The organism is Hymenobacter coalescens (assembly GCF_054783195.1).
The window spans coordinates 561724-586299 of the sequence record NZ_BAAGRA010000016.1; the positions used below are offsets into that span (position 1 = coordinate 561724).

Consider the following 24576-nt stretch of genomic DNA (forward strand, 5'->3'; position numbering starts at 1 on the left):
ACGGGGAATTATTTGGTCTTGCCGGCGGGCACGAACGTGTAGGTTTTGCGCGGCGCGTCGAAACACAAGCCGTAATCCAGCACCAACTGGTCGTTGACGATGGTATAGCTGGATTTGGTGAAGCTCGAGCTCCAGCTGAACGTTACCAGGTCCGCGTTGTCGGCGCAGCTGGTCGTGCCCTGGCTTAGCTGGTAGGTGCCGCTGTGCTTGATTTGCCCGTTTTCATATTCGGTCACGTTGCCGGCCGCATCGAATGCAATGGCTTCGTTGGGCGTGGGCGCATTAGGCGGGCAGTAGCACTCGAGGCGGTTAAGCGACCAGTAGCCGACCAGGCCGGTGGGCTTGGGCTGGGCGTCCTCAGACCCGCAGCCGCTGAGGGCAAGGGCCGGGAGCAGCAACGCGGCAAGCAAAACACGAGTGGTTTTCATAAGCGTAGGCAGGTTTGGATCTGGGTGAGGCGGGGCTGTTGCCCGAAGCCGGTGGTACAGTACTTGGACCGGTCCGTACGGGCCGGGAAGGCGCAAGCCCGTCAGCTGCAATGGCCTGACGAAGCAACACCAAGCTATGCGGATGATGCCGGACCGAATCGGAAGGTTGCATTCACTGATCCGCTGCACGTAGAAAGCGCAGAAACCCGAACTTCGCCCCGATGACTGACTACCTCCACATGGGCCCGGACGCGTTGCCGGCGCTGGCGGCCCTGCTCAATCGCCCCGGCACCACGCAGGTGGCGGTGCTGGCCGACAGCAACACGGCCCGGCTGTGCTACCCGGCGCTGCACCCGCACCTGCCGGCGGGCCACCGCCTGATCGAAATACCAGCCGGCGAAGACTACAAGACGCTCGATACGTGCGAGCAGGTGTGGAGTGAGCTGACCGAGTACGGGTTCGACCGCCACAGCGTGCTGGTGTGCGTGGGCGGCGGCGTGGTGACCGACCTGGGCGGCTTCTGCGCGGCCCTGTACAAGCGCGGCCTGCGTTGTGTACTGGTACCCACCACCTTGCTGGCGCAGGTCGACGCGGCCATCGGCGGGAAGACCGGCGTGGATTTTCAGGGCTTTAAAAACCACCTCGGCGTGTTTCAGCTGCCCGAGGCCGTGTGCATCGAGCCGCAGTTTCTGGCCACGCTCGACCCGCGGGAGCTGCGCGCGGGCTACGCCGAAGTCGTCAAGCACTGGCTGATTGCCGATGCCGAGGCCTTCGCAACGGGGCGGCAGCAGGGCCTGTTCGTGGAGGATTGGCTGCCCATCGTGCGCGAGTCGGTGGCCACCAAGCAGCGCATCGTGGCCGAAGACCCCACGGAGCGCGGCCCGCGCAAGCTGCTCAACTTCGGTCACACCGTGGGCCATGCGCTGGAAAGCTACCTCTTGCTGCAGGGCCGCGCCATCCTGCACGGCGAAGCCGTGGCGGCCGGCATGATCTGCGAGGCGTGGCTGTCAGTGCAGCGGGGCTTGCTTACGGCCGAGGAATTAGACAAAATCGAAACATTCCTGTTCACGGTATTCGAAAAGGTCCAGTTTGTCACCCTCGAAACCGATGCCATTGCCGAACTGGCCCGCCAGGACAAGAAAAACCAGGGCAGCACCATCAACTGTACCCTGCTGGAAGGCATTGGCCGGGGCGTGTACGATCAGCCCGTCACCGTAGCCGAACTGGCCCAAAGCCTGCGCTATTACCACCGGCTGTAGCCCGAAACCTCCTCATTCATTTTCACCGCGCCGCCACCGGCGTTGCGCGCTTTCTTACTCGTGCTGCACCCTCACTTCCCCGATTCTCTCACGCTGCACTGGACCGGTGGTCCGCTGCGGGGCACGGCCACGCTGCCGGCTTCCAAAAGCGAAAGCAACCGCGCCCTCATCATCCAGGCTTTGGCCGGTGGGGGCACGCTCGCCAACCTGTCGGAGGCCAACGACACGCAGCTCATGCGCCGGTTGCTGGCCGACCCCGCCGCCCGGGAGGTGGACGCCGAAGACGCGGGCACGGTGATGCGCTTTCTGACCGCGTTTCTAGCCGCCACCGACCGCCACACCACCATCACCGGCACCGCCCGCATGCAGGAGCGGCCCATCGGAGTACTGGTGGATGCCCTGCGTCAGCTGGGCGCCCACATCGACTACGCCGGCCGACCGGGTTATCCGCCCCTGCGGCTGCGGGGCTGGCACCCGGCGCCCAGTGCGCCGCTCAGCGTGCGCGGCGACATCAGCAGCCAGTTTATCTCGGCGCTCATGATGATCGGGCCTTTGCTGCCCGCGGGGCTGCACCTGCAGCTAACCGGCGCAGTGGGCTCGCGGCCTTACATCCTGATGACGGCTGCGCTGATGCGGCATTTCGGCGCCGCAGTAGAGGTGCACGAGCGCGACGTGCACGTGGCCGCCCACCCGTACCGCCCCGCCGATTACGCCGTGGAAGCCGATTGGTCGGCGGCCAGCTACTGGTACGCCATGGTGGCCCTCGGACCGGCCGGCTCGGCGCTGCACCTGCCGGGGCTGCGCCGGCATTCCTGGCAGGGCGACCAGGCCATTATGCGCCTGATGGAGCCGCTGGGCGTGCATACCGAATTCAGGACCGACGGCGTGTGCCTGCGCCAGTTGCCGGCCGCTGAGCGGGCATCCCACGTCGCCATGAACTTCACCGACTGCCCTGATTTGGCCCAGACCATTGCCGTGGCGGCCGCCGCCACCGGCGTGGTTGTCGACATGACCGGGCTGGAAAGCCTGCGCATCAAGGAAACCGACCGCATCACGGCGCTGCAACGGGAGCTGGCCAAGTTTGGGGCGGCGCTGGCGCCCGAAGGGCGCGACATGTTCCGCCTGTCGGCGCCCCGGCTGCACGTCGGCGGGCAGACGGTGCAAACCTACCACGACCACCGCATGGCCATGGCCTTTGCCCCGCTGGCGCTGCGCGGCGACATCACCGTGGAGGCGCCGGCGGTGGTGCGCAAGTCGTACCCGTTTTTTTGGGAAGAGCTGCGCCAGGCCGGGTTTCGGCTGTAGCGGCTCAGGCGGACGCATTCGGCAGTTGGATACCGTGGAATGCGTCCGCCTAAGCGCGTGCTAACGCACGGAGGGTTTGGAAATAGGCTGCGGAATGGCGCAGGCGGCTGCCGTACCAGCTAAACAGTTCTCCGTCGACCACCAGCACCTGCGCGGCCGGGCAAAGCGCCTGAAACTCGGCCACGTGCTTTTCCTGGAAAGGGTAGGGCTCGGAAGACAGCAAAATCACCCGGGGGGCGGCGGCTACCAGCTGTTCCGGCGTGATTTCCGGGTAGCGGCCCAGGTGCCCGAATACGTTGGCAAAGCCCGCCACGGGCAGCATCTCGTCAATAAAAGTGCCTGCCGCGGCCACCATGTACGGCTGGCGCCAGATGAAATACGCCGCCGGAACCAAGGCGTCGGCGGTTGGCAGCCCGGCAAACGATTGGCTGATTTCGGTGCTGAGCCGGTCGGCGCGGGTTTTGGTGCCTGTAATCAGTCCCACGCGCCGCATCATGTCCAGGGCGTCGGCCAGCGTCACGATGTCGCTCATCCAAACGGGAAACTGTGCGGCCAGCTGCTCGATGCCTTCCCGGTAGTTTTCCTCCTTGTTGCCGATGATCAGGTCGGGCTGCAGGGCAGCAATTTTGTCGAAGTGGAAGTTCTTGGTGCCCCCCACGACGGTGGCCCGTTCCCGCGCCTCGGCCGGGTGCAGGCAGAACTTGGTGACGCCCACTACCCGCTCGCCCAGGCCCAGGTCGAACAGCAGCTCCGTCTGCGAAGGCACCAGCGACACGATGCGCCGGGGCGGAAATGGCACGGCCACGCGCCGATCCATCTGGTCGGTCACGGTGAGCGGCGGAAATACGGGCGGCAGCGGCATGGCCTACACCAGGCGGTAGTTGCGGTACTCAAACAGGCGCTTGCCGGTGAGCTTCTCAATCCAGTGCAACACCCGGTTCTTGAGCTTGAAGTGCTTGCGGGTCACGTCGATGTCGACTTTCCAGTTCTGGCGGTCCACGCGCGGCTGCATCACGGCCGGGTGCGTCCCCCGAAACAGCTGCAGCGAGTCGTAGTCGTCGAAGTTGAAGGCTTCGGCGGCGGCCAGCGGATGGTCTTCAGGCGCTTTGTCCTCGGCCCAAAGCTGGTCCAGGTTCTTGATTTTGGTGAGCATCTGCTGGGGACTTTTCACCCAGCCGTAGTGGTACACCGCGGCGTTGGCGGGCTTCACGCGCAGCTTTTCGCCGTTGCGGCGGAAACCCTGCGCATCGCGGTACGAGCGGATGGCCTTGTCGTTGCGCACGATGCGCACCTCGCGGCGGTACCAGCGGCGGCTGTCGCCCACGTAGTCGTAGGTGCCGTAGAAATGCTCGTAGCTGAACAGCAGCCCGTCCACCTCCGGGTCGTGCAGGTGCTGCTTGGCGGCCTTGCGGATGGCCTCGTGGTACTGCTCGTGCACCACCTCATCGGCCTGAATGTAGAAGGCCCAATCGGCGTCGGGACGAATCTGCTGAAAGGCCTTGTCCGTTTCCACCGCCAGCACCGCCCCGCCCTTGCGCAGGGCAGGGTCCCACTCCGAGTGCACGATGCGAATCTTGGGCGAGTCGATGCCGCGAATCAGGCCTTCCGTGTCGTCGTCGCTTTTGCCCACGCTCACCACCATCTCGTCCACCACCGGCAGAATGGAGCGGATGGCTTCCACAATGGGGTAGTCGTTGATGACGGCGTTGCGGATGATGGTAAAGCCGGAGATGATCATGCGGATGGGGCGGCACCCTACGAGAGGGCAGTGGAGCTACGAAACAACAAAGAACGTCATGCGGAGCTTGTCGAAGCATCTTGCCAGATAGTAATTACTATCCGACGAAGCGGTAGAGATGCTTCGGCTGCGCTCCGCATGACGTTCTGGGGTCATACCGGGGGTGAGCCAGGCTTACTTGAAGTAGCGGAAGTCGTGCTTATCCTCGATGCGCAGCAGCGACTCGTAAATCAGGTCGATGACGTGCTGCACGTCGTCGTGGCTGACGGTTTCGACGGTGGTGTGCATGTACTTCAGCGGCAAGGAAATCAGAGCCGAAGCCACGCCGGCGCCGGCATAGGCGAAGGCGTCGGTATCGGTGCCGGTGGCGCGGGTGGCGGCGGCGCGCTGGAAGGGAATTTCCTTGGCCTGGGCCGCTTCGATGATCAGGTCGCGCAGGTTGTTTTGCACCGCCGGGCCGTAGGTAATCACCGGGCCCTTGCCGCAGTGAATGTCGCCGGAGGTTTTCTTCTCGTACATCGGCGACTGGGTGTCGTGCGTCACGTCCGTCACGATGGCCACGTCGGGCATGATGCGGTGGGCAATCATTTCGGCCCCGCGCAGCCCGATTTCCTCCTGCACCGCATTCACGATGTAAAGGCCGAAGGGCAGGGTGTGGCCTTCTTCCTTGAGGCGGCGGGCCACCTCGGCAATCATGAAGCCGCCGATGCGGTTGTCGAGCGCCCGGCCCACCAGGTACTTGCCGTTCAGCTCCATCAGCTCGTCTTCGAAGGTGACGACCGAGCCCACGTGAATGCCCATTTCCTCCACTTCCTTCTGCGACGAGGCGCCGCAGTCCAGGAAGATGGTTTCGATGGTCGGGGCCTTGTCCTGCTCCACCTTGCGCACGTGAATGGCCGGCCAGCCGAACACGGCCCGCACCGGCCCGTTCTTGGTGTGAATCAGCACGCGCTTGGAGGGGGCAATCAGCGCGTCGGAGCCGCCGTTACGGCGCAGGTAGATGTAGCCCTCCTTCGTGATGTAGTTCACGAACCAGCTGATTTCGTCAGCGTGGGCTTCGATAACTACTTTATACTCCGCCTTGGGGTTCACCACGCCCACCACAGTGCCGTAAGTGTCCACGAAGTACTCATCGATATAGGGCTTGATGTAGTCCAGCCACACTTTCTGGCCATCTTTCTCGAAGCCGGTGGGCGAGTGGGTATTCAGGTATTTCTGGAGAAATTCAAAGCTCTCGGGACGCATGGGCATGGTAGAGTGAGTGAGCAGGAAGTTATGAACGGAGCCCGGCGCTGCCGGTTACAGGGCAGCCCAACAGGCGCAATGCGCGCCCGGCAAACCGAAAGGAGTGACAGCGGCGCCGGCAACAGCGCAGGTGCGCGTCGTTCCTGTCAGTGGGCTAGGGACAAAGAAGCGGTGCCATTTTCGCAAACGGCACCGCTTCCGGCTTCCAATTTTAACAATTACAGCGGAATATTCCCGTGCTTTTTGCGCGGCAGTTGGTCCACCTTGTTTTCCAGCATCTTGAAAGCACGGATCAGTTTCTGGCGCGTCTGCGAAGGCACGATGACCTCGTCCACGAAGCCGCGGTGGGCCGCCCGGTAGGGTGTGGCAAACTTGCGCTGGTACTCGTCGACCTTTTCCTGCAGCTTGGCTTCGGGGTCGTCGGCGGCGGCTATTTCGCGCTTGAAGATGATTTCGGCCGCGCCCTTGGCCCCCATTACCGCAATTTCGGCCGTGGGCCAGGCGTAGTTCATATCCGCCCCGATGTGCTTGCTGTTCATCACGTCGTAGGCGCCGCCGTAGGCTTTGCGGGTAATGACGGTGATGCGCGGCACGGTGGCTTCGCAGAAGGCGTAGAGCAGCTTGGCGCCGTTGGTGATGATGCCGCGCCACTCCTGGTCGGTGCCGGGCAAAAAGCCGGGCACGTCTTCCAGTACCAGCAGCGGAATGTTGAACGAGTCGCAGAAGCGCACGAAGCGGGCCGCCTTGGTCGAGGCGTTGATGTCGAGCACGCCGGCCAGCACCGCCGGCTGGTTGCCCACGATGCCGATGCTACGCCCGCCCAGCCGCGCAAAACCCACCACGATGTTCTCGGCGAAGTTCTGGTGCACCTCCATGAACGAGTCCTGGTCGATGATGCCGCTGATGACCTCGCGGATGTCGTAGGGCTGGTTGGGGTTTTCAGGGATGATGCTATCCAGCTCGGGGCGCAGTTCGTCGCCCTGGGTCTCGTAGGGGTACACCGGGGCAGAGTCCTCGCAGTTCTGCGGCATGTAGCTCAGCAGCTGCTTGAGCTGCTGAATGATGGCCACCTCGTTGGGCGCCGTGAAGTGCGTCACGCCGCTTTTGCTGCTGTGGGTGCTGGCGCCGCCCAGCTCCTCGCTGGTCACCGTTTCGTGGGTTACCGTCTTCACCACGTTCGGGCCGGTCACGAACATGTAGCTCGTGTTTTCCACCATCAGGATGAAGTCGGTAATGGCCGGCGAGTACACCGCGCCGCCCGCGCACGGCCCCATGATGGCCGAAATCTGCGGCACCACGCCCGAGGCCAGGGTATTCTTGTAGAAGATGTCGGCATAACCGCCCAAGCTCACTACGCCCTCCTGAATGCGGGCCCCGCCCGAGTCGTTCAGGCCGATAACCGGGGCGCCGTTCTTCATGGCCAGGTCCATGATCTTCACGATTTTCTCGGCGTGCGTCTCGCTCAGCGAGCCGCCCAGCACCGTGAAATCCTGGGAGAAAACGTACACCAGCCGGCCGTTAATCGTGCCGTAGCCCGTCACCACGCCGTCGCCGAGGTAGTATTCCTTATCGAGACCGAAGTCCTTGGAGCGGTGCATTACAAACTTGCCGATTTCCTCGAAGGAGCCAGGGTCCATCAAGAGGTCCAGCCGTTCGCGGGCCGTCAGCTTGCCCTTCTTGTGTTGGGCATCGATGCGGGCCTGGCCGCCGCCCAGCAGGGCCTCGGCGTTTTTCTGTTCCAGTACTTCGAGTTTGCTCAGCGTCGGGTCGGCGTGCGGATCGGACATAGGGTGGGAGAGGGGATGCGAAAGGTCAGTTGGGAAAGGAGGCCAAAGGTAAGTTGTGGGGACAAGATAGCCGAATGAGGTTTTGAAGGTGGGGTTTGGCTGATACTGTTCAGCCTCTTGTTACAAAGGCTATTTATTCTTTAACGGAAGACGATGTTTCAGTTGCGTCAGATATTGTTGCAATCTGTATGCTGCCTTGTTATTCTCGCAAGTGAATTTGGGTCCCCAGTAGGAATAAGGCCTGAATGAAACACTCAAATAATTATCATAAATCATGCATAGGTGGAGGCAAACTAGAGTCGTGCGCAGATATACTAGTTGGTAACTCAAACACTTGTCGAGCTAGTCGATAAACTGAATCTGTTTGAACTTGAGTAAGACTAAAATGGAGAGTATCTAATGGAACGCGGCGAAACCTAGGCAGCGCATCTTTGCTATTCCAAAGTGTGTCAAAACGGGAGCAAGCGTACAAGTCAGCGCACACATCACCTTCGCCATTTCTTGTTTCTACAATGAAACTGGACTCCGGTCCAACCATAGGATTAGTATCCGCAACATTTAGAGAAAAATCGTATTCTGATTGAGTCGAATTCTTAATACAGCTGCCGATGCTTAGCACCAGTGGAATCGAAAAGAGCACTAGTACATGTTGCGTTTTCATACTGTTGGATTCTTGCATATGGCACCTGCTTTTGTGAGTAAAGCTAGCAGTACTTATTTGGGCGGATTGCTTTAATACAAAAAACGGCCGGCTCCCTCGCGGGAACCGGCCATTCTTCATTTACTCCAGGCTACTTATTCGCCCGTCTTGCCTTCCGGCGACTCCGGCGTTTCGGCCGGCCGCTCGTCGCTGGCGAGGGTAGAAGCCTCGTCGCTCTTGCGCGAGCTGAAGGTCAATTCCTCCTTGCCTTCCTCGAAGTCGGCTTCGATAACGTCGCCCTGAGTCAGCTGAGCCTTCAGGATTTCCTCCGCAATCGGGTCTTCGATGTACTTCTGGATGGCCCGGTTCAGCGGACGCGCGCCGTACTTCGGATCGTAGCCCTTCTCGGCCACGAAAGTCTTCGCGGCTTCGGTCAACTCGATGCGGTAGCCCAGGGCCTGTACGCGCTGGCGCAGCTTGGAGAGGGAGATGTCGATGATCTTGAAGATATCCTCCTTCTGCAGGCCGTTGAACACGATAACGTCGTCCAGGCGGTTCAGGAACTCAGGTGCGAAGGTCTTGCGCAGCGCGCTGGCAATGGTGCCCTTCATCATCTCGTCCACGTTCTCCGTGCGGGCCTTCGTGCCGAAGCCGATGCCCACGCCGAAGTCGGCCAGATCACGCGCCCCGATGTTCGAGGTCATGATGATGATGGTGTTGCGGAAGTCCACCTTGCGGCCGAGGCCATCCGTGAGGATACCGTCGTCGAGCACCTGCAGCAGCAGGTTGTACACGTCCGGGTGCGCCTTTTCGATTTCGTCGAGCAGAATCACCGAGTACGGCTTGCGGCGGATCTTCTCCGTCAACTGGCCGCCCTCTTCGTAGCCCACGTAGCCGGGAGGCGCGCCCACCAGGCGCGATACGCTAAACTTCTCCATGTACTCCGACATGTCGATGCGCACGAGCGAATCTTCCTTGTCGAAGAGGTAGGTAGCCAGCACCTTAGCCAGCTCCGTCTTACCTACGCCCGTCGGGCCGAGGAACACGAACGAGCCGATGGGCTTCTTCGGGTCTTTCAGGCCCACGCGGGTGCGCTGGATAGCCTTCACGAGCTGGGCAATGGCCTTGTCCTGGCCGATTACCTTACCCTTCAGCTCCTCGCCCATGCTCAGCAGCTTGGTGCTTTCGTTCTGGGCCACGCGGCTCACCGGAATGCCGGTCATCATGGCGATTACCTCGGCCACGTTTTCCTCCTTCACGGTGTAGCGCTTCTTCTTGGTTTCTTCCTCCCAATTGCGCTTCGCGGTATCGAGCTGTTCGATGAGCTTCTTCTCCTTGTCGCGGAGCTGAGCGGCCTCTTCGTACTTCTGCGACTTCACCACGCGGTTCTTCTCCACCTTGATGTTCTCGATGCTTTCCTCGAGCTTCAAGATGTCTTCGGGCACCACGATGTTGTTGATGTGCACGCGGGCACCGGCCTCGTCCAGAATGTCGATGGCCTTGTCCGGTAGGAAGCGGTCCGACATGTAGCGGTCCGAGAGCTTCACGCACGCCTCAATGGCCTTATCGGTGTACACCACGTGGTGGTGGTCCTGATACTTGTCCTTGATGTTGTGCAGAATCTCGATGGTTTCCTCCGGCGTGGTCGGGTCCACCATTACCATCTGGAAACGACGGGCCAGGGCGCCGTCCTTCTCGATGTACTGGCGATACTCATCGAGCGTGGTAGCACCGATGCATTGGATTTCGCCGCGGGCCAAAGCCGGCTTGAACATATTCGAAGCGTCGAGCGAACCGCTGGCACCGCCGGCGCCCACGATGGTGTGCAGCTCGTCGATGAACAGAATCACGTCGGGCGACTTCTCCAGCTCGTTCATCACGGCCTTCATGCGCTCCTCAAACTGGCCGCGGTACTTGGTGCCGGCCACCAGCGAGGCTAGGTCCAGCGTCACCACGCGCTTGTTGAAGAGCACGCGCGACACCTTTTTCTGCACGATGCGCAGGGCGAGGCCTTCGGCAATGGCCGTTTTACCTACGCCGGGCTCACCAATGAGAATGGGGTTGTTCTTTTTGCGGCGCGAGAGGATCTGGGCTACGCGCTCAATTTCCTTTTCGCGGCCCACGATGGGGTCGAGCTTGTCGTCCTCCGCGAGCTTGGTGAGGTCACGGCCGAAGTTGTCGAGCACGGGCGTGCGCGACTTTTCCCCGGGCTTCTTCGCGGTGGAAGAGCCGGCGCCCTTCGACGAGCCAAACAGTTTGTCGTTGTCGTCGTCGTCGGTGTCCGAGGGGCCCGAGGTGGGGTTTTGGCTGGTGTTACCGGTTCCGTGGTAATCCAGCGAGTCGCGTACGGATTCGTAGTTCACGTTGAACTTGCTCAGGATTTGGGAGGAAATGTTGTCTTCATCACGCAGAATCGAGAGCAGCAGGTGTTCGGTGCCGATGATTTCGCTCTTGAAGATTTTGGCTTCGAGATACGTAATCTTCAGGACCTTTTCCGTCTGCTTCGTCAGCGGGATGCTACCCGTTATACTGATACCTTGGGTGGCAGTGTTACGCGTGGCTTGTTCGAGAGCGTATTTCAGCTCCTCAACGGATACGCCGAGCTTTTTCAGAAGCGCAATGGCCGTGCCCTCGCCCTCCCGGATCATGCCCAGCAACAGGTGCTCGGTGCCTATATAGTCGTGGCCAAGTCGAATGGCTTCCTCTCGACTCAGGGAGATAACCTCCTTGACTCTATTTGAGAATTTCGCTTCCATGCAGATAAGGTGAGAAAGAATCCGGATACGCGCAAACGCAACATTACCGGACATCAATACTTAAACCGGCTCTTGGGGCAGAAGGTTCGCCGCCGGTAAGGGGGGCTGGTACGAGGTAGGAACCGGCCGCCGGACCCGCTGCGAAAAGCAGGTCCAGCACGCTCAGGCCGGGTACAAACTCCGCACCAAAGCACTGCCGGTAGCTCCCGCGCAGCCCGGCACCTGACGGCGTGTCAGGCAGGGCTTTGGGCGTCAGCCAATCCCGCCGGTCCAGCACGCGTTCGGCCGGGTAGCTAGCGTGCCACTCGGTGGTAAACTCCACGGGTAGAGGGAGGCGCAGGCAGCGCAGAATCAGGCGCAGCAAGGCAAGGTTCAGATCAAAGAGCCGGGGAGGTTTACTTACGTAAACGTCGTGGAAATAGTCGGCGTAGCACTCAAAAAAAGAGCTGTTGCCGTACGCTGTCTGCAGCGTGCGCCAGTGACGGTGGACCCAGTGCTGACGGTAATCGATTTCCAGCGCGTCGATGGGTACTTTCTCGGAGCGGTTGCCATCGATGACCGGGACGGTCAGGGGCTGCACGCCCTGGGCCGTCAGCACAAGACAGCGGTTGCGGTAGGTTTGCTTGCGGTAGTGCTCGTGCCGCTCCAGCACCAGCGCGTCGGCCGTCAGAAGCTCGGCAAAAAACGCGGCCGGCGGGCAGTACGGCAGCTCAAACAGGACGGTAGACATTGTGGCAGGGTTGGCAGTCGGAAAGCTGGCTCACGGCGAAGCAGGAGCCCGGCGGGAAGCCGCAAATGTGATACGAAAAAACGGGCCCCGATACCGCGGAAGCCGAAGCCACAGACCCGAAATCGGCGCGGCTGCGCCCATCAGCGGCCGAAGTATTGCCGGCGGCGGGCACTTCGGCGGCGTTTTTGCGTTGTAGCGGCGTTACCTTCCGCTTCAGCTGTTTCCTTCCTGCTTATGCCCCTGCGCCCGTTGTTTTCGCTGCTGCTCCTGCTGCTGACCGCGTGGTCGGCCACTGCCGCTTCGCCCTCTCTGCTGCTCGATGTGGCCCGTTTTCGGCCCCTGGCCGCCGGCAATACCTACGAAGTGGAGGTGTACGTGACGGCCTTGGGCAACGGGCTGACCTATATCAAGCGCACCCGCGACACTTACCAAGCCGGGGCGACGGTGGTGCTGCAGGTACTGACGGCCGACGGCAAGCCGGTGCACGCCGAGACCATCACCCTCAAGCCGCCCGTTATCAGCGACACCACGCTGGACATCAAAAATCCGCAGAGCTTTCTGCGGCGCCTGACGCTGCGCCCCGGGCAGTACACCGTGCGGGCCGAGCTGCGCGACATGTACCGCAGGTCGGCCGCTCCTTTTAAGGTAGAGCAGCCGCTGGCGCTGGACTTCAGCGAGACGGCTCCGGCTATCAGCGACATCGTATTTCTGGCCAAGGCCGCCGGCAAAACGACCGAGCAAAACAACTTCACCCGCGGCGGCTACTCTTTGGTACGCACGCCCGCCGGCAACTACGGCCGCGGCGCCGAGCAGCTGTATTTCTACCTGGAGCTGTACAACGCGCCGGTGGGTCAGGCCCTGAAGCTGCGCTACCACCTGGAGTCGGCGGAAGGCGCGGCGGCCGATGCCGACGCCAGCATCGCGCAGGCCAAGGCCGGACGCCCGACGCCGGTGGCCGGGGAATTTCCGCTCGGGCCGCTGCCGGCCGGACTGTATACCCTGACGGTGGAAGTGCGCACGGCAGCGGGCAAAGTGCTGGCCTCGCAAAAGGCCCAGCTGAACCGGACCAAGGATGAGTACGCGCCGGCGGGTGCATCTTTGCCCCGATGAGTGCCCCCGCCAAACCGTCCGTTCCCTCCCCGTTTCCCTGGTACTATCGTCCGCTGCAGTGGCTGCTGCTGGGCCTGGCGCATCTGCCGCTGCCCGTGCTACACCGCGTAGCCGACGGCTTTTACCTACTCATGCGTTTCGGGCTGCGCTACCGCCGCCGCGTAGTGCTGGACAACCTGCGCCGCTCGTTTCCGGAGCGCTCCGAGGCGGAAATCCGCCGGCTTGGCAACGGTTTCTACCGGCACTTCGCCGACGTCATCGTGGAAATACTCAAGCTGGCGGCCATCACGCCGGCCGAAATGACCCGGCGGGTACGTATTCGTAACGCCGAGCTGTTTACCTGCCACTTCGAGGCCGGGCGCACGGTGCTGGCGCTGGGCTCGCACATTGGCAACTGGGAGTGGATCCTGCCGGCCGGGGCAGTGGCGTTTCCGGGCAAAGCCGACGGCATATACAAGCCGCTGCACAATCCTTTCTTCGAGCACTTCATGCGGCAGCTGCGCACGCACACCGGGGCGCGGCTTATTCCCATGCGCGAAACGCTACGGGACATGCTACGCCTGCGTGGGCAGCCGCGCAGCCTCTCCATGCTATCGGACCAGAGCCCGGGAGGCCCGGAACAGACCTATTGGACCACTTTTCTGCACCAGGATACGGCCTTCTACACCGGGGCCGACAAGCTGGCGGCCCAGTTTGGCTGCCCGGTGCTCTACGTGAACATCCAGCGCCAGCGGCGCGGCTACTACGAAATCATCGTGGAGGAGCTGCACGACGGGCAGGCGCCGGTGGCCAAAGACCAGCACGTCATCACGGAGGCGTTTGCCCGGCGCGTGGAACGCGACATCCGCGCCCGCCCGACCGAATACCTCTGGTCGCACCGCCGGTGGAAACACCAAAGAGGGGAAGCGGTGAAATAGTGAGGTGGTGAGTTGGTGAGAGGACGTTCAGTATAATTGAACAATACTCGCCAACCCACCACCTCACTATTTCACCGCTTAGAGGTACTGCTCGATGTCGCCGGCACCCTGACGGATGACTTCGAAGTCCTCCGTGGTGCAATCGATGACGGTGCTGGGCTCGTTGTTGCCGTAGCCGCCGTCGATGACCATATCCACCAGCGGGCGGTACTTCTCGTAAATCAGCTCCGGGTCGGTGCTGTACTCGATGATGGTGTCGTCGTCGTGAATGGAGGTGGAGACGATGGGGTTGCCGAGCTCCTGCACCAGCGCCAGGCTGATCGGGTTGTCCGGCACCCGGATGCCCACGGTTTTGCGCTTCACGCCGCCGTATTTCGGCGCTTTGGCGCTGGCCTCGAAGATGAACGTAAACGGACCCGGCAGGGCTTTTTTCAGCAGCTTGTACACCGGCGTGGTAATGCCGTGGGCGTAGTCGCTGATGTGGGAAAGATCGGAGCAGATAAACGACAGATTGGCCTTTTCGGGCTTCAGCCCGCGGATGCGGCAAAGCTTTTCCACGGCGCGCTGGTTGGTGATGTCGCAGCCGAGGCCGTAAATCGTGTCGGTGGGGTAGATGATGATGCCACCACGGCGCAGTACCTCTACGGCCTGCTGAATCTTGTTCTGGGGCGGGTTATCGGGGTGAATGCGCAGCAGGGTAGCGGCCATGGCAAAGCGTCGGGCTGAATGTGGAAGAAGGGCGGCTTAGTTACACAATCCCTCTATGACGCGCAAGCCAGCGGCCGAGTTGCCTTTTTTACGCGCTCGGCCTCAGCAACTACCGCTGGCGCCGGCCCATGCGGCGCCCGGTAAGCCTGCCAAACCGCCGCCGAGCTACAGGCTCCTGGCGGCGGTGGCTGCCGCCCCGACGTTGGCAGGACGGAGCCCCCGGCGCGGAGAACGAGGGCAAAGGCCGTACTTTTGCCGGAGCCCAGGCTCCGTCGCCGCTGCGCGGAACCCGGGCTCCGGTTTTTGCAACGCCTTCCCTCAATGCCAACTCCCGCCGAGTACCGCGCCCGGGCCACCCGCCGCCGCAACCGATTTGCCTATCCGCTGGGCATTTTCGGCATTCTGCTGATTACGTTTTCGTACTACGCCTACCAGATTTTCTTCACGCCCAACGTGGAAACCAACGGCCGCCCCAGCTACGTGGTGATTCGCCCCGGGCAGACATACAAGGCGGTAATGGCCAACATTGACAGCTCGGGCGTCATCATCGATAAGCTGTCGTTTCACTTCGTGGCCAAGCTCATGAAGTACGACCAGCTGGTGAAGCCCGGCCGCTACGAGTTGAAGGACGGCTACACCAACCGCCAGCTGATCCGGGATTTGCGCGCCGGCAACCAGTCGCCGCTCAAGCTCACCTTTCAGAACATCCGCTTGCGCCGCGACCTGGCCCAGAAACTCAGCCAGAGCTTTGCCGCCCGGCCCCAGGAGTTTGATTCCCTGCTGCGCAGCAACGCCTACGCCGCCTCGCTGGGCTTCAAAGACACCACGGCGCTGCTCACCATGTTTATCCCGAACACCTACGAGCTGTACTACACCACGGCCCCGCAGAAGGTGATGAGCCGCCTGAAGCAGGAGTACGAGAAGTTCTGGACGCCCGGCCGCGACGCCAAGGCCAAGGCCCTGGGCCTGAGCCGGACCGAAGTAAGCACCCTGGCCAGCATCGTGGAGGCCGAGCAGCAGCAGCACGCCGACGAGCGGCCCCGCGTGGCCGGCGTGTACCTGAACCGCCTCAAACGCGGCCAGAAGCTGCAGGCCGACCCCACGGTGGTGTACGCCAACGGCGACTTCGGCATTCGCCGGGTGCTGAACGTGCATCTGCAGAAAGATTCGCCCTACAACACCTACAAATACGCCGGCCTGCCGCCCGGTCCCATCAACCTGCCCAGCATCGCCAGCATCGACGCGGTGCTCAACCCCGAGCAGCACAACTACTACTACTTCTGTGCCCGCGAAGACTTCAGCGGCTACCACGCCTTCGCCACCACCGAGCGGGAGCATATCCTGAACGCCCGCCGCTACCAGGCCGCCCTGACGCGGAGCGGTATCATGAAGTAACCTTTGGGTTTTTCGTTGTTTGGCACTGACACCGGAAAGCTAAACCACAACGAAAAACTAAAAACGAACAACGAACAACGCATGTACTCTTCCGACGTTCACATCCGCGTCCGCTACGCCGAAACCGACCAGATGGGCTACGTGTACCACGGCAACTTTGCCGCGTACTTCGAAGTGGCCCGCACCGAAGCCTTTCGTCAGCTCGGCATCAGCTACAAGGAAATGGAAGCCGAGGGCGTGGGCATGCCGGTCGGGGAGCTGCGCATCAAGTTTAAGCGCCCCGCCCGCTACGACGATTTGCTGCGCGTGCGCATGCTGCTGCGCGAAATGCCGCAGGGCTCCCGGGTGCTGTTTGAGTACGAGATTTACAACGAGGCCGACGAGCTGCTCACTGAGGGCTCCACGCTCATGGTATTTGTGAACGGGCAGACCGGCCGGCCCACCGCCATTCCCGGCCACGTGCTCGACAGCATCCGGCCGTACTTCGCCGACAGCTCCGCCGTCACGGCCGAGTAGGCACTTGCGCCGGCCGCGCATTGTTCACTGATCATTCTTCATTGTTCATTGCCCGATGGACCTGCCCGACCGCTACCGCAAAGCCCTGGTGCTGCGCCGCCGCCGCACCTACCGCCGCTTCATCTCGTGGCTGGGCGGCTTTCGGCTGCGCGGCGGGGCCTCGGCCTACGACGTGGTGGACCGCGTGCTCTACGAGCTGCGCTTCGACTCGCTCACCAAGCGCAGCTCTTACATGGCCTTCAACTTCACGGTGGCCGTGTTTCCCACCATCATCTTCCTGTTCACGCTCATTCCGTACATCCCGGTGCCGGGCCTGAACATCGACATCCTGCAGTTTCTGGGCGACATCATGCCCAAGGAAATGTACGCGGCCACCCGCGACACCATCGAGGACATCGTCAACATTCCGCACGGCGGCCTGCTCTCCTTTGGTTTTGCCACGGCCTTGGTGCTCAGCTCCAACGGCATCATGGCCTTGCTCGACGCCTTCGACAAAAAGCACAGCATCTTCAAGCGGCGCTCCTACCTGCGCAAGCGCGTCATTGCCACGGTGCTCACCGTCGTGTTGTCGATGGCGCTGCTGGTGGCCATAGCGGGTCTGTTTTTCGGCACCTACATCATCGACGCGCTGGTGTACTACGAAATCGTGCCCGAGCGACTTACCGAGCTGCTGATTACCGTGCTGCGCTACGGCTCGGTGCTCGGGCTGTTCCTGTTCGTGACGTGCATGATTTATTACTACGTACCCGCCGTGCAGGACCGGTGGCCTTTCCTCTCGGCCGGCGCCGTGGTGGCCACCATTCTCATCCTGCTCGTGTCGTTTCTGTTCGTGCTCTACATCAAGATATTCGACAGCTACAACCACTTTTACGGCTCCATTGGCACGCTAGTAGGGTTCATGGTCTGGCTAGATTTCGTGTGCATGACGCTGATTCTGGGCTTCGAGGTGAACGTGAGCGTGGATGCCGTGACCGGCCGCGGCAAAGCCCGCGCCGCGGCGGCCGCCGAGCCCCTTCCTCAGCCTCGGTAAGCCCTGCTTGCGTTACGCCTGCTGGCCTAATCCCAACAAAAAAGGCGACCCCAGCGGGTCGCCTTTTTTGTTGGGGTTGCCTGACTCAACTTATTCGCGTGTGAGCTGAATCACCCGTTGCTGGGCGGGCGTCTGCACCGTGAGGAAGTACACGCCCCGGGGCAGGCGGGCCAGCGCGGGCAGGGGCAGCTCCGTGGTGCCCGCGTGCAACGTTAGCGCCTGGGTGAGCAGCAGACGGCCCAACGCGTCGCGCAGCAGCAGTTGAGTGGCGCTGGCTTGCGGCAGCTGCACCCGGAGTGTAACCGCGCCCTGCGAGGGGTTCGGGAAGGCCGTCACGAGCAACTCGCTGCCGGCTTCCAGCTGCAGCGTGCGCACCGGCGAGAGGTGCTCGTCGCCGTCCAGGTCGACTTGGCGGAGGCGGTAGTACACGAGCGGGACGCCGTGGCGTCGCAGTTGCGCGTCGGTGAACTGGTAGTCGTGGCGCACGCTCGAAGAGCCGTGGCCGGCCACCCGGCCCAGGGGGCGAAAGGCTTGCCCGTCGACGGAGGCTTCCACCTCGAAGTAGGCGTTGTCCGTTTCCTGGGCCGTGGTCCAGCGCAGCAGCGCGCCTTCGCCCCGGCGCTCGGCCGAAAAGGCCACCAGCTCCACCGGCAGCGGGTTGGCCGAACTGCCCAGCGCGAACACGCCGAGCTGCGTCAGGCCCGTGGCCGTGAGCGTGTTGGCCGTGGCGTTGCGGCTGCTGGCGGGCACGTGCTGCCAGGGGCCGCTGGTGCCGGCGGAAGAGCGGAACAAGCCCAGCAGGCTTTCGTTCAGCCCGTTGAGCTCGGTATCGAAATAGGCGAATTCCAGCGCTACGTTCAGACCCGCGTTGGTGGCGGGCGTTACTTCGTAGTAGCGCCGCACGCTGCTGCTGCTGGTGTTGCCGGCCAGGGCCGTGCCCGTCACGCGGCGCACGGTGGTGGCACCGGGCAGGGTGAAGCCGCCGGGCGTCAGGGCCACGCCCAGGTTGCCGAAGGCGTAGCGCGTGCCGGCGGAACTCATCGTCGCCGTGCTCACCACGTTGCCCAGCACGTAGCTGCTGCTCGTTTCCGTGAGCGTGGCGCCGGTAGTCGTCAGGCTGTAGGCGCCGGTGGCCAGCAGGCCGCTGGTCATGGTGAGCGTGCCGGTAACCGAGGTGGGGCGCTGCAGCGTGAGCGTGCTGCCGCCGGTCTTGTTGACCACCAACGTAGCAAAGGAACTCGGGCTGCTCCCGCCCAGGGCCTGGGCCGCGCTGCCACGGAAGGCAACAGCACCGGCCAGGCTGGCGGTGCCGTTGTTGGTCCAGTCGCCGTGGACCTCCAGCGCCGCCGCGCTGCCCAGGGTAAGGGACGCGCCGCTGGCTACGGTTAGATTGCCCATAACCCACGTACCGGCCGTCAGGTTCGGGTAGCGGCTCATGCCGGCCGGAATGACCACGTGGGTGGTGGCGTCGGGCACCTTGCCGTAGCTCCAGTTGCCGCACTCGGTCCACGCGGTGCTGGCGTCGCCGCTCCAGGTGGTGGTGGGCGTCACGGGCATCGAAACGGTTACGGTAGCCGTGGCCGTGCTCACGTTGCCGGCGGCATCGGTGGCGGTTAGCGTGACCAGGGTGCCGCCGGTGGCGGGCGCGGCGGCCGTCACCCAAGCCGTGGTGGCGCTCATGTTCACGAGCGTGCCGTGGTAGCCGTGGCCCGTCACGTCGGTGAGCGTGCTGGCGTTGGGTCCGTCCTCAAACGTGTAGTAAGCCTGAAGGCCGGTTTCTGCGCCCGTCAGGGTCACGTCTTTGGTAGCCTGAATTTCGGCGGCCGTGCGCACCGTGTTCCAGATGCGAACCTCGTCGATGCGGCCGTCCCAGTTGCAGCCGCCCGTGGTGCCGTGAGCCCCGATGGAGAGGATGGCGCTGGCGTAGGTAGGCGCGGCGGTGTTGGAAGCCACCAGCGCGCCGTTGCGGTACAGGCGCATGGTCGAGGTGGCGGCGTCGTAGCTAACGGCTACGTGCACCCAGGTGTTGAGCGGAAAGCTGCCCCCCGGATCTACCACGGTGGAGTAAGACGTCTGGTGGCCGGCGTTCAGGGCGCCCGGCACCCACAGCTGCTGCTGGTTGTTGGCCGAAAGAATGTTGCGGCAGTTGTTGGCGCGGGCGTACACCCAGGCTTCCTTGGTGTACGAGCCACCCGTAAGGATGCTGGCGCCCAGATCCACCCGGTCGTTGGTGCCGTCGAAGTCGAGGGCGTAGCGGTTGGCCGGGCCCGCGCTGGGGCTGACGTTGGCGCAGGTAAACGAGCTGGGCGACGCGGCGAGCGTGGCCACGCCGCAGTTGTCGCTGCTGCCGTTGCTGAGTTGCGCCCCGGTCAGGGTGGCCGTGCCGTTGGCTCCCAGCGTGACGGTTACGTTCCGTGCCAGGGCCACCGGAGCCGTGTTGTCCTGCACCGTCACCACGGCCGGAGCCGTGCTGGTGTTGCCGGCCACGTCGGTTACGGTCAGCATTACCAGCGTACCATTGACCACCGGCGCGCCGGCAGCTGCCCACGTCGGGGCGTTGGTGAGCGTGCCCAGGTTGGCGGCGTTGCCGGTAGCGTCGGCCGTCGTGCTGCCGCTGCCTTCGTTGAGGCGCAGGTAAGCAACCAGGCCGGTTTCGGTGCCGCGCAGGCCCACGCCCTTGTAGTGGTTCAATTCCGTGGCCGTGCGGGCCCGGTTCCACACGCGCACCTCGTCGATCTGGCCGGGGAAGTACTCGGCGTTATTGGTCGAGCCGATGCGCAGGTTGTTAGCGTTGGGCACGGCGTGGCCCGCGGGCGTATCCTGGCCGATTAGCACGCCGTCAAGGTAGAGCTTGCGCGTGGTGCCGTCGAAGGTGGCGGCTACGTGGTGCCAAGCACCCGACAAGTCGGTGGTGCCAACGGTTAGGTCGTTGTCCCACCAGTAGTTGATAATGCCCGTCGGCGAGAGGCGCAGGGCATTCACTTGGTTGGTAGTGTTGTAGTTGCCCCAGCCGATGATGCCGTAGGCGCCCATCTGCGTGGGCTTGATCCAGGCCTCAATGGTGTACGTGCTGTTGCCTACCGGCACGGGGCTGCTGCTGCCAATGGCGATGAAGTCATTCGTGCCATCGAAGCTCAGGGTGCTGGTCACGTTGGCCGGCGTTAGGTCGGCGCAGCCGAAGCTGGTCTGCGACAAGCTCAGCGCCGCCGCGGCAGCCGGCCCGCAGTTGGCCGTGCTGCCGTTGTTGACGGCGGCGGCCGTTATCGTCGCCGTGCCGTTGGCCCCCAGCGCCGTGGACACGTTCTGGGCCACGGCCTGCACCGGGCAGGGCACCGCGGCGCTCTGCGAGTTGGAGGGAGTGCCTTGGCCGGCTACTGAAGTTTTATCGGCCCGCACGCGGTAGTAGTAGGTAGTGCCGGCCGTCAGGCCGGTGACACTGCGCGAGGTGGTTCCCGCCGCCACCGTAAAGGGCGAGCCAATAATGGCCGAAGCAAACGTGGCGGAGGTCGATACGTCCAGCAGGTAGTTGGTTACCGTGCCCACCGCGGGAGCCGTCCAGTTGGCCGTGAACCCCGAACTGCTGAGGGCCGTGGCCGCCGTGGCCGCGGGTACGGCCATGGCGTAGCTTTCCACCCAGTTAGAGGAGGGGCCGCTCAGGCCAAAGCCCGCCAGCGTGCCGTTGAAGGCGCTGCTGGTTTGGTCCAGAAGCGTATTCTGGCCCGCGTTGGTGCCGCCGGCCGTGCCCTGGTCAAAGTTGTAGTACCGCACCAGGCCGGTCTGCGGCAGGGTGGCAATGGTCAGGCGGTCGGTGTTTACCTGCGCTGGGGTGCGGGCCACGTTCCATACCCGGACCTCGTCGATGGAACCGGGCCAGTGGTAACCGCCGCTGCCGGCAAAGTAGCCAATGCCCAGTGCGGCACTGGGGCTGGCCGAGAGGCTGTTGGTGGTCGTGTTTTCCGCCACGCCATCGACGTAGATGGTCAGCTGCGACCCGTTGCGCACGCCGGCCAGGTGGTGCCAGCGGTTGTCGTTGATCAGGGTGGTGCCGGTACACGCCGTGCCGCCCGACACCGAGATGGCGCCGCGGCCGTTGCTCATGCCCAGCCAGTAATCCTGGCCGCCACCTACGCTGCCCACGGCCACGTAGTTCGTGTTGCTGGCGCCCTGCGTGCGCACCCAGGCTTCAATGGCAAAGTTGCCCGTGCCGAAGGTCGGCGCCGTTGGGGCGCTGACGTAGTCGTCGCTGCCGTCGAACGCCAGGGCGTTGCCCGGAGGCGTCATGTTCACCAAGAAGCTGGTGGCCGAAGTGCCCGTGCCGCTGGGCGTGGTCACCGAAATCGGCCCCGTCGTCGTGCCGGCCGCTACCGTGGCCGTGATGGAGGTGGCGGAGTTGACAACAAAGGAAGCGGCGGCCGTGCCGTTGAAGGCCACGGCCGTGGCGCTGGTGAAGTAGTTGCCCGTGATGGTTACCACCGTGCCCGCCGTCCCGTTGGCGGGCGTAAAGCTGCTGAGGACGGGAGCCGGAACGCCCAGGCGCACGCTCAGGCTGTTGCCCGATTCGTTGGCCGTCACCATATCCGCGGCGCCGTCGTTGTTCAGGTCGGCCACGGCCACGGCGCGAGGGCGGCTGCCCAGGCCCGTCACGTCCAGCGTGGTAGCGGTGCTAAAAGTGCCGTCGCCGTTGCCCAGGCGAACCGGCGCGGCCCCCGCGGTGGCGTACGTGGTAGCCAGCAGGTCAAGTTTGCCGTCACCGTTGAGGTCGGCCACTGCTAAGCCGTAAGGGGTAGAGCCCACGGCCACGTTCGAGAGGACGCCCAGGGCACCGGTACCGTCGCCGAGGCGCAGGCTTACGTTGTTGGAGCCCGCGTTGGCCACCAGCACGTCCAGGTTGCCGTCGCCGTTGACGTCAGCGGCCACTACGCGGTAGGGATTGGTGCCCATGGCGTATTCGCCGGTGGTCGGGGCGGTGAAGGTGCCCGCACCGTTGCCCAGGCGGATGCTGATGTTGTTGCCGCCCGCCGACGTATTTGCCGTGACCAAGTCCATTTCGCCGTCGTTGTTCAGGTCGGCCAGGGTTAGCCCCTGCGGCCCAGCGGCGGCCAGGGCGGTGCCGGCCGACGTGAAGCCGCCGGTACCGTCGCCCAGCTGCACGTTCACGTAGCCAGGGTTGTTGTAGTTGGTTGCCAGAAAATCCAGGTTGCCGTCGCCGTTGATGTCGGCGGCCGCTACGGCCATGGGGCCCGCCAGCACCGCCACTTCGGGCGTCGCGGGCGAGGTAAAGCCGCCCGTGCCGTTGCCCAGGCGCACGCTCACGTTGCTGGGCGTGTAATTGGCCGTTAGCAAGTCGGGGTTGCCGTCGTTGTTGACGTCGGCTATCGTCAGTCCCCGCGGGCTGGAGCCGACCGTTACGTCGGTGCCGTTACTGAAGGCGCCCAAACCATTGCCCAGCCGTACGCTCACGGTACTGCTATTCAGATTGGCGGCCAATAGGTCTAGGTTACCGTCGTTGTTGACGTCGGCCGTGGCCACGCCGTAGGGCGAAGTCCCTACCGCGACGTCAGCCGCGGCCGTGAAGGCCCCGGAAGCCCGGCCCGAGGCCACCGTGAACTGGTACACGTGACCGGCCGGTGTAACCGCGCCGCTCGTGCCGGTGATGGCGCTGCTGGCCGTCACGCTCACGACTTCCCCGGGCCGAAAATCCACGGCCGGGTTAAAAGTCACGGTGCTGCTGCCGCCGCCCGTAAAGGTGCCGTTGAGCGTGCGCAGGCCTTTGTACTGGCTGCTGAACACGCGAATGCCCGCGTTGGAGGCGGAAGCATTGCTGATGGCCTGCGAAAAGGTCAGCGTCAGGTTGCTGGCCGAAGCCACGCCCAGCGCGTTACGCAACGGGCTGAGGCCGGTAAGGCTGGGGCAGGGGCAGGGCGCCCCCAGGGCGGGGGAGGTGAGCAGGCTGGCCCGCGGCCCACCGGTGTCGAACAGCACGCGGGCGCGGGTTTTCTGCCCGGCCGAGAACATGTTCATGCACTGGTCGTCGGTGTAGTCCATGTAGTTCATGAACATGTCGCCGTTCGGCCCGTTGGAGCACGAAACGGTGGACGCCGCCCCAAAGGTCGGGCAGCCGTAGTTTTCGTCGGCCTGGTTGGGCGTGTCGGCTACGTTGTCGGTGCCGGTGCAGGCCGTGCCGTCGTCGCCCCAGATGTGGTAGAGGTTCAGCCAGTGGCCCACCTCATGGGTGGCGGTGCGGCCGTAGCCAAAAGCTCCGCCGGTAGCGGGGTTCACACCGAAATACTTGTAGCCCATCACAACGCCGTCGTAGGCCGCGTTGCCACCGGGGAAGGTGCCGTAACCCAGTAAATTGGCGCTGGCCCCCCCGAAGTTGCAGACCCACATGTTGAGGTACTGGCTGGTGTTCCACGCGTCGCTGCCGCCCTGGCTGTTTTGCTTGACGTAGTAACCGTTGGGGTCGGCCGTGCCGCTGCCGCGCTCAAAGTAGGTCACCGAAGTAGCTTTGCGCACGATGCCGGTGGTCGCGTTGCCGTTGGGGTCGCGCGTGGCCATCTGAAAGCGGATTTCAAAGTAGAGGCCACGCCCTGAAATACCGCCGGGGTGTTGCCGGCGTCGGCGTTGGTGCGCGTGAAGTCCTTGTTCAGGACGTCGATCTGCGACTGAATCTGGGCGTCGGAGATGTTTTGGGCGGCGGTGTTGTACACCACGTGCACCACCACCGGGATGGTGATGACGCCCGTGGCCGCCGTGCGGCTGGCGGTAGCGCCGCCGCGGGCAGCCTGCTCCGCGCGGGCGGTGACCTGGTCGTATACCATCCGCTGGGCGGGCGTTAGCTGAGCCCGCCACTCGGTGGGCGTGGGCGTGCCGCATTCCCGCTGTGCCCAGGCCGGGGCCGCGCTCAGCAGGACGCTGGTCACAAGCCAGCCACACCAGAAAAAGAACGACGGCAGCCGTCGTTTCGGGTAAAAGTGATTCATAGAAAGGGAAAGGGATGGAAAATCAGGTT

General features: G+C 63.4%; 17 protein-coding genes. 7 read left to right on the forward strand and 10 right to left on the reverse strand.

Features of this window, described 5'->3' with window-relative positions:
* Positions 1 to 8 precede the first annotated feature (8 nt).
* Positions 9 to 428 (reverse strand): hypothetical protein, encoded by a 420-nt coding sequence (locus ACYVKQ_RS13810; protein ID WP_460675930.1) that lies wholly within the window; start codon positions 426 to 428, stop codon positions 9 to 11.
* A 221-nt stretch (positions 429 to 649) separates the two neighbouring features.
* Between ACYVKQ_RS13810 and aroB the strand changes: the two genes are divergently transcribed.
* The gene (gene aroB, locus ACYVKQ_RS13815) at positions 650 to 1687 is read left to right on the forward strand and encodes a 3-dehydroquinate synthase (RefSeq protein ID WP_460675931.1); all 1038 of its coding nucleotides are present in this window, start codon (positions 650 to 652) and stop codon (positions 1685 to 1687) included.
* A 60-nt stretch (positions 1688 to 1747) separates the two neighbouring features.
* The gene (locus ACYVKQ_RS13820; protein WP_460675932.1) at positions 1748 to 2992 is read left to right on the forward strand and encodes a 3-phosphoshikimate 1-carboxyvinyltransferase; all 1245 of its coding nucleotides are present in this window, start codon (positions 1748 to 1750) and stop codon (positions 2990 to 2992) included.
* 49 nt (positions 2993 to 3041) lie between these two features.
* Here the strand turns inward: ACYVKQ_RS13820 and ACYVKQ_RS13825 are convergent, their stop codons facing one another.
* The 6 genes from ACYVKQ_RS13825 to ACYVKQ_RS13850 form a co-directional block, all read right to left on the reverse strand.
* The gene (locus tag ACYVKQ_RS13825) at positions 3042 to 3854 is read right to left on the reverse strand and encodes an ABC transporter substrate-binding protein (RefSeq protein ID WP_460675933.1); all 813 of its coding nucleotides are present in this window, start codon (positions 3852 to 3854) and stop codon (positions 3042 to 3044) included.
* A gap of 3 nt (positions 3855 to 3857) precedes the next feature.
* Complete coding sequence (locus ACYVKQ_RS13830) at positions 3858 to 4730, reverse strand: glycosyltransferase family protein (protein WP_460675934.1); 873 nt, start codon at positions 4728 to 4730, stop codon at positions 3858 to 3860.
* A gap of 174 nt (positions 4731 to 4904) precedes the next feature.
* On the reverse strand, positions 4905 to 5975 hold the full coding sequence (locus tag ACYVKQ_RS13835) for a M42 family metallopeptidase (RefSeq protein WP_460675935.1): 1071 nt from the start codon (positions 5973 to 5975) through the stop codon (positions 4905 to 4907).
* Between the two features lie 218 nt (positions 5976 to 6193).
* On the reverse strand, positions 6194 to 7762 hold the full coding sequence (locus ACYVKQ_RS13840; RefSeq protein ID WP_460675936.1) for an acyl-CoA carboxylase subunit beta: 1569 nt from the start codon (positions 7760 to 7762) through the stop codon (positions 6194 to 6196).
* A 795-nt stretch (positions 7763 to 8557) separates the two neighbouring features.
* Positions 8558 to 11158: an ATP-dependent Clp protease ATP-binding subunit gene (locus ACYVKQ_RS13845; RefSeq protein ID WP_460675937.1), complete on the reverse strand. Its 2601-nt coding sequence runs from the start codon at positions 11156 to 11158 to the stop codon at positions 8558 to 8560.
* A 43-nt stretch (positions 11159 to 11201) separates the two neighbouring features.
* The gene (locus ACYVKQ_RS13850; protein WP_460675938.1) at positions 11202 to 11888 is read right to left on the reverse strand and encodes a WbqC family protein; all 687 of its coding nucleotides are present in this window, start codon (positions 11886 to 11888) and stop codon (positions 11202 to 11204) included.
* A gap of 234 nt (positions 11889 to 12122) precedes the next feature.
* On the opposite strand from ACYVKQ_RS13850, the gene ACYVKQ_RS13855 reads away from it, so the two are divergent.
* Complete coding sequence (locus ACYVKQ_RS13855; protein WP_460675939.1) at positions 12123 to 12998, forward strand: hypothetical protein; 876 nt, start codon at positions 12123 to 12125, stop codon at positions 12996 to 12998.
* Entirely contained in the window at positions 12995 to 13915 is a 921-nt protein-coding gene (locus ACYVKQ_RS13860; protein WP_460675940.1) for a lysophospholipid acyltransferase family protein, read from the forward strand. The genes ACYVKQ_RS13855 and ACYVKQ_RS13860 overlap by 4 nt, the downstream gene beginning before the upstream one ends.
* A 78-nt stretch (positions 13916 to 13993) precedes the next feature.
* On the opposite strand, the gene ACYVKQ_RS13865 is transcribed toward ACYVKQ_RS13860, so the two are convergent.
* Entirely contained in the window at positions 13994 to 14623 is a 630-nt protein-coding gene (locus ACYVKQ_RS13865; RefSeq protein ID WP_460675941.1) for an L-threonylcarbamoyladenylate synthase, read from the reverse strand.
* Between the two features lie 321 nt (positions 14624 to 14944).
* Here ACYVKQ_RS13865 and mltG point away from each other — a divergent pair, with 321 nt between their 5' ends.
* The 3 genes from mltG to ACYVKQ_RS13880 all read left to right on the forward strand — a co-directional run bounded on the left by mltG (position 14945) and on the right by ACYVKQ_RS13880 (position 17564).
* A complete protein-coding gene (mltG, locus tag ACYVKQ_RS13870) occupies positions 14945 to 16018 on the forward strand; it encodes an endolytic transglycosylase MltG (RefSeq protein WP_460675942.1) in 1074 nt (357 codons plus the stop codon).
* Between the two features lie 81 nt (positions 16019 to 16099).
* Entirely contained in the window at positions 16100 to 16534 is a 435-nt protein-coding gene (locus tag ACYVKQ_RS13875; protein ID WP_460675943.1) for an acyl-CoA thioesterase, read from the forward strand.
* 55 nt (positions 16535 to 16589) lie between these two features.
* Positions 16590 to 17564, forward strand: coding sequence for a YihY/virulence factor BrkB family protein (locus tag ACYVKQ_RS13880; protein WP_460675944.1), 975 nt, complete (start codon positions 16590 to 16592; stop codon positions 17562 to 17564).
* A 90-nt stretch (positions 17565 to 17654) separates the two neighbouring features.
* On the opposite strand, the gene ACYVKQ_RS13885 is transcribed toward ACYVKQ_RS13880, so the two are convergent.
* Together ACYVKQ_RS13885 and ACYVKQ_RS13890 are read right to left on the reverse strand one after the other, a co-directional pair.
* Entirely contained in the window at positions 17655 to 24122 is a 6468-nt protein-coding gene (locus tag ACYVKQ_RS13885; protein ID WP_460675945.1) for a LamG-like jellyroll fold domain-containing protein, read from the reverse strand.
* Positions 24059 to 24547 (reverse strand): hypothetical protein, encoded by a 489-nt coding sequence (locus ACYVKQ_RS13890; RefSeq protein ID WP_460675946.1) that lies wholly within the window; start codon positions 24545 to 24547, stop codon positions 24059 to 24061. The genes ACYVKQ_RS13885 and ACYVKQ_RS13890 overlap by 64 nt, the downstream gene beginning before the upstream one ends.
* Positions 24548 to 24576 lie beyond the last annotated feature (29 nt).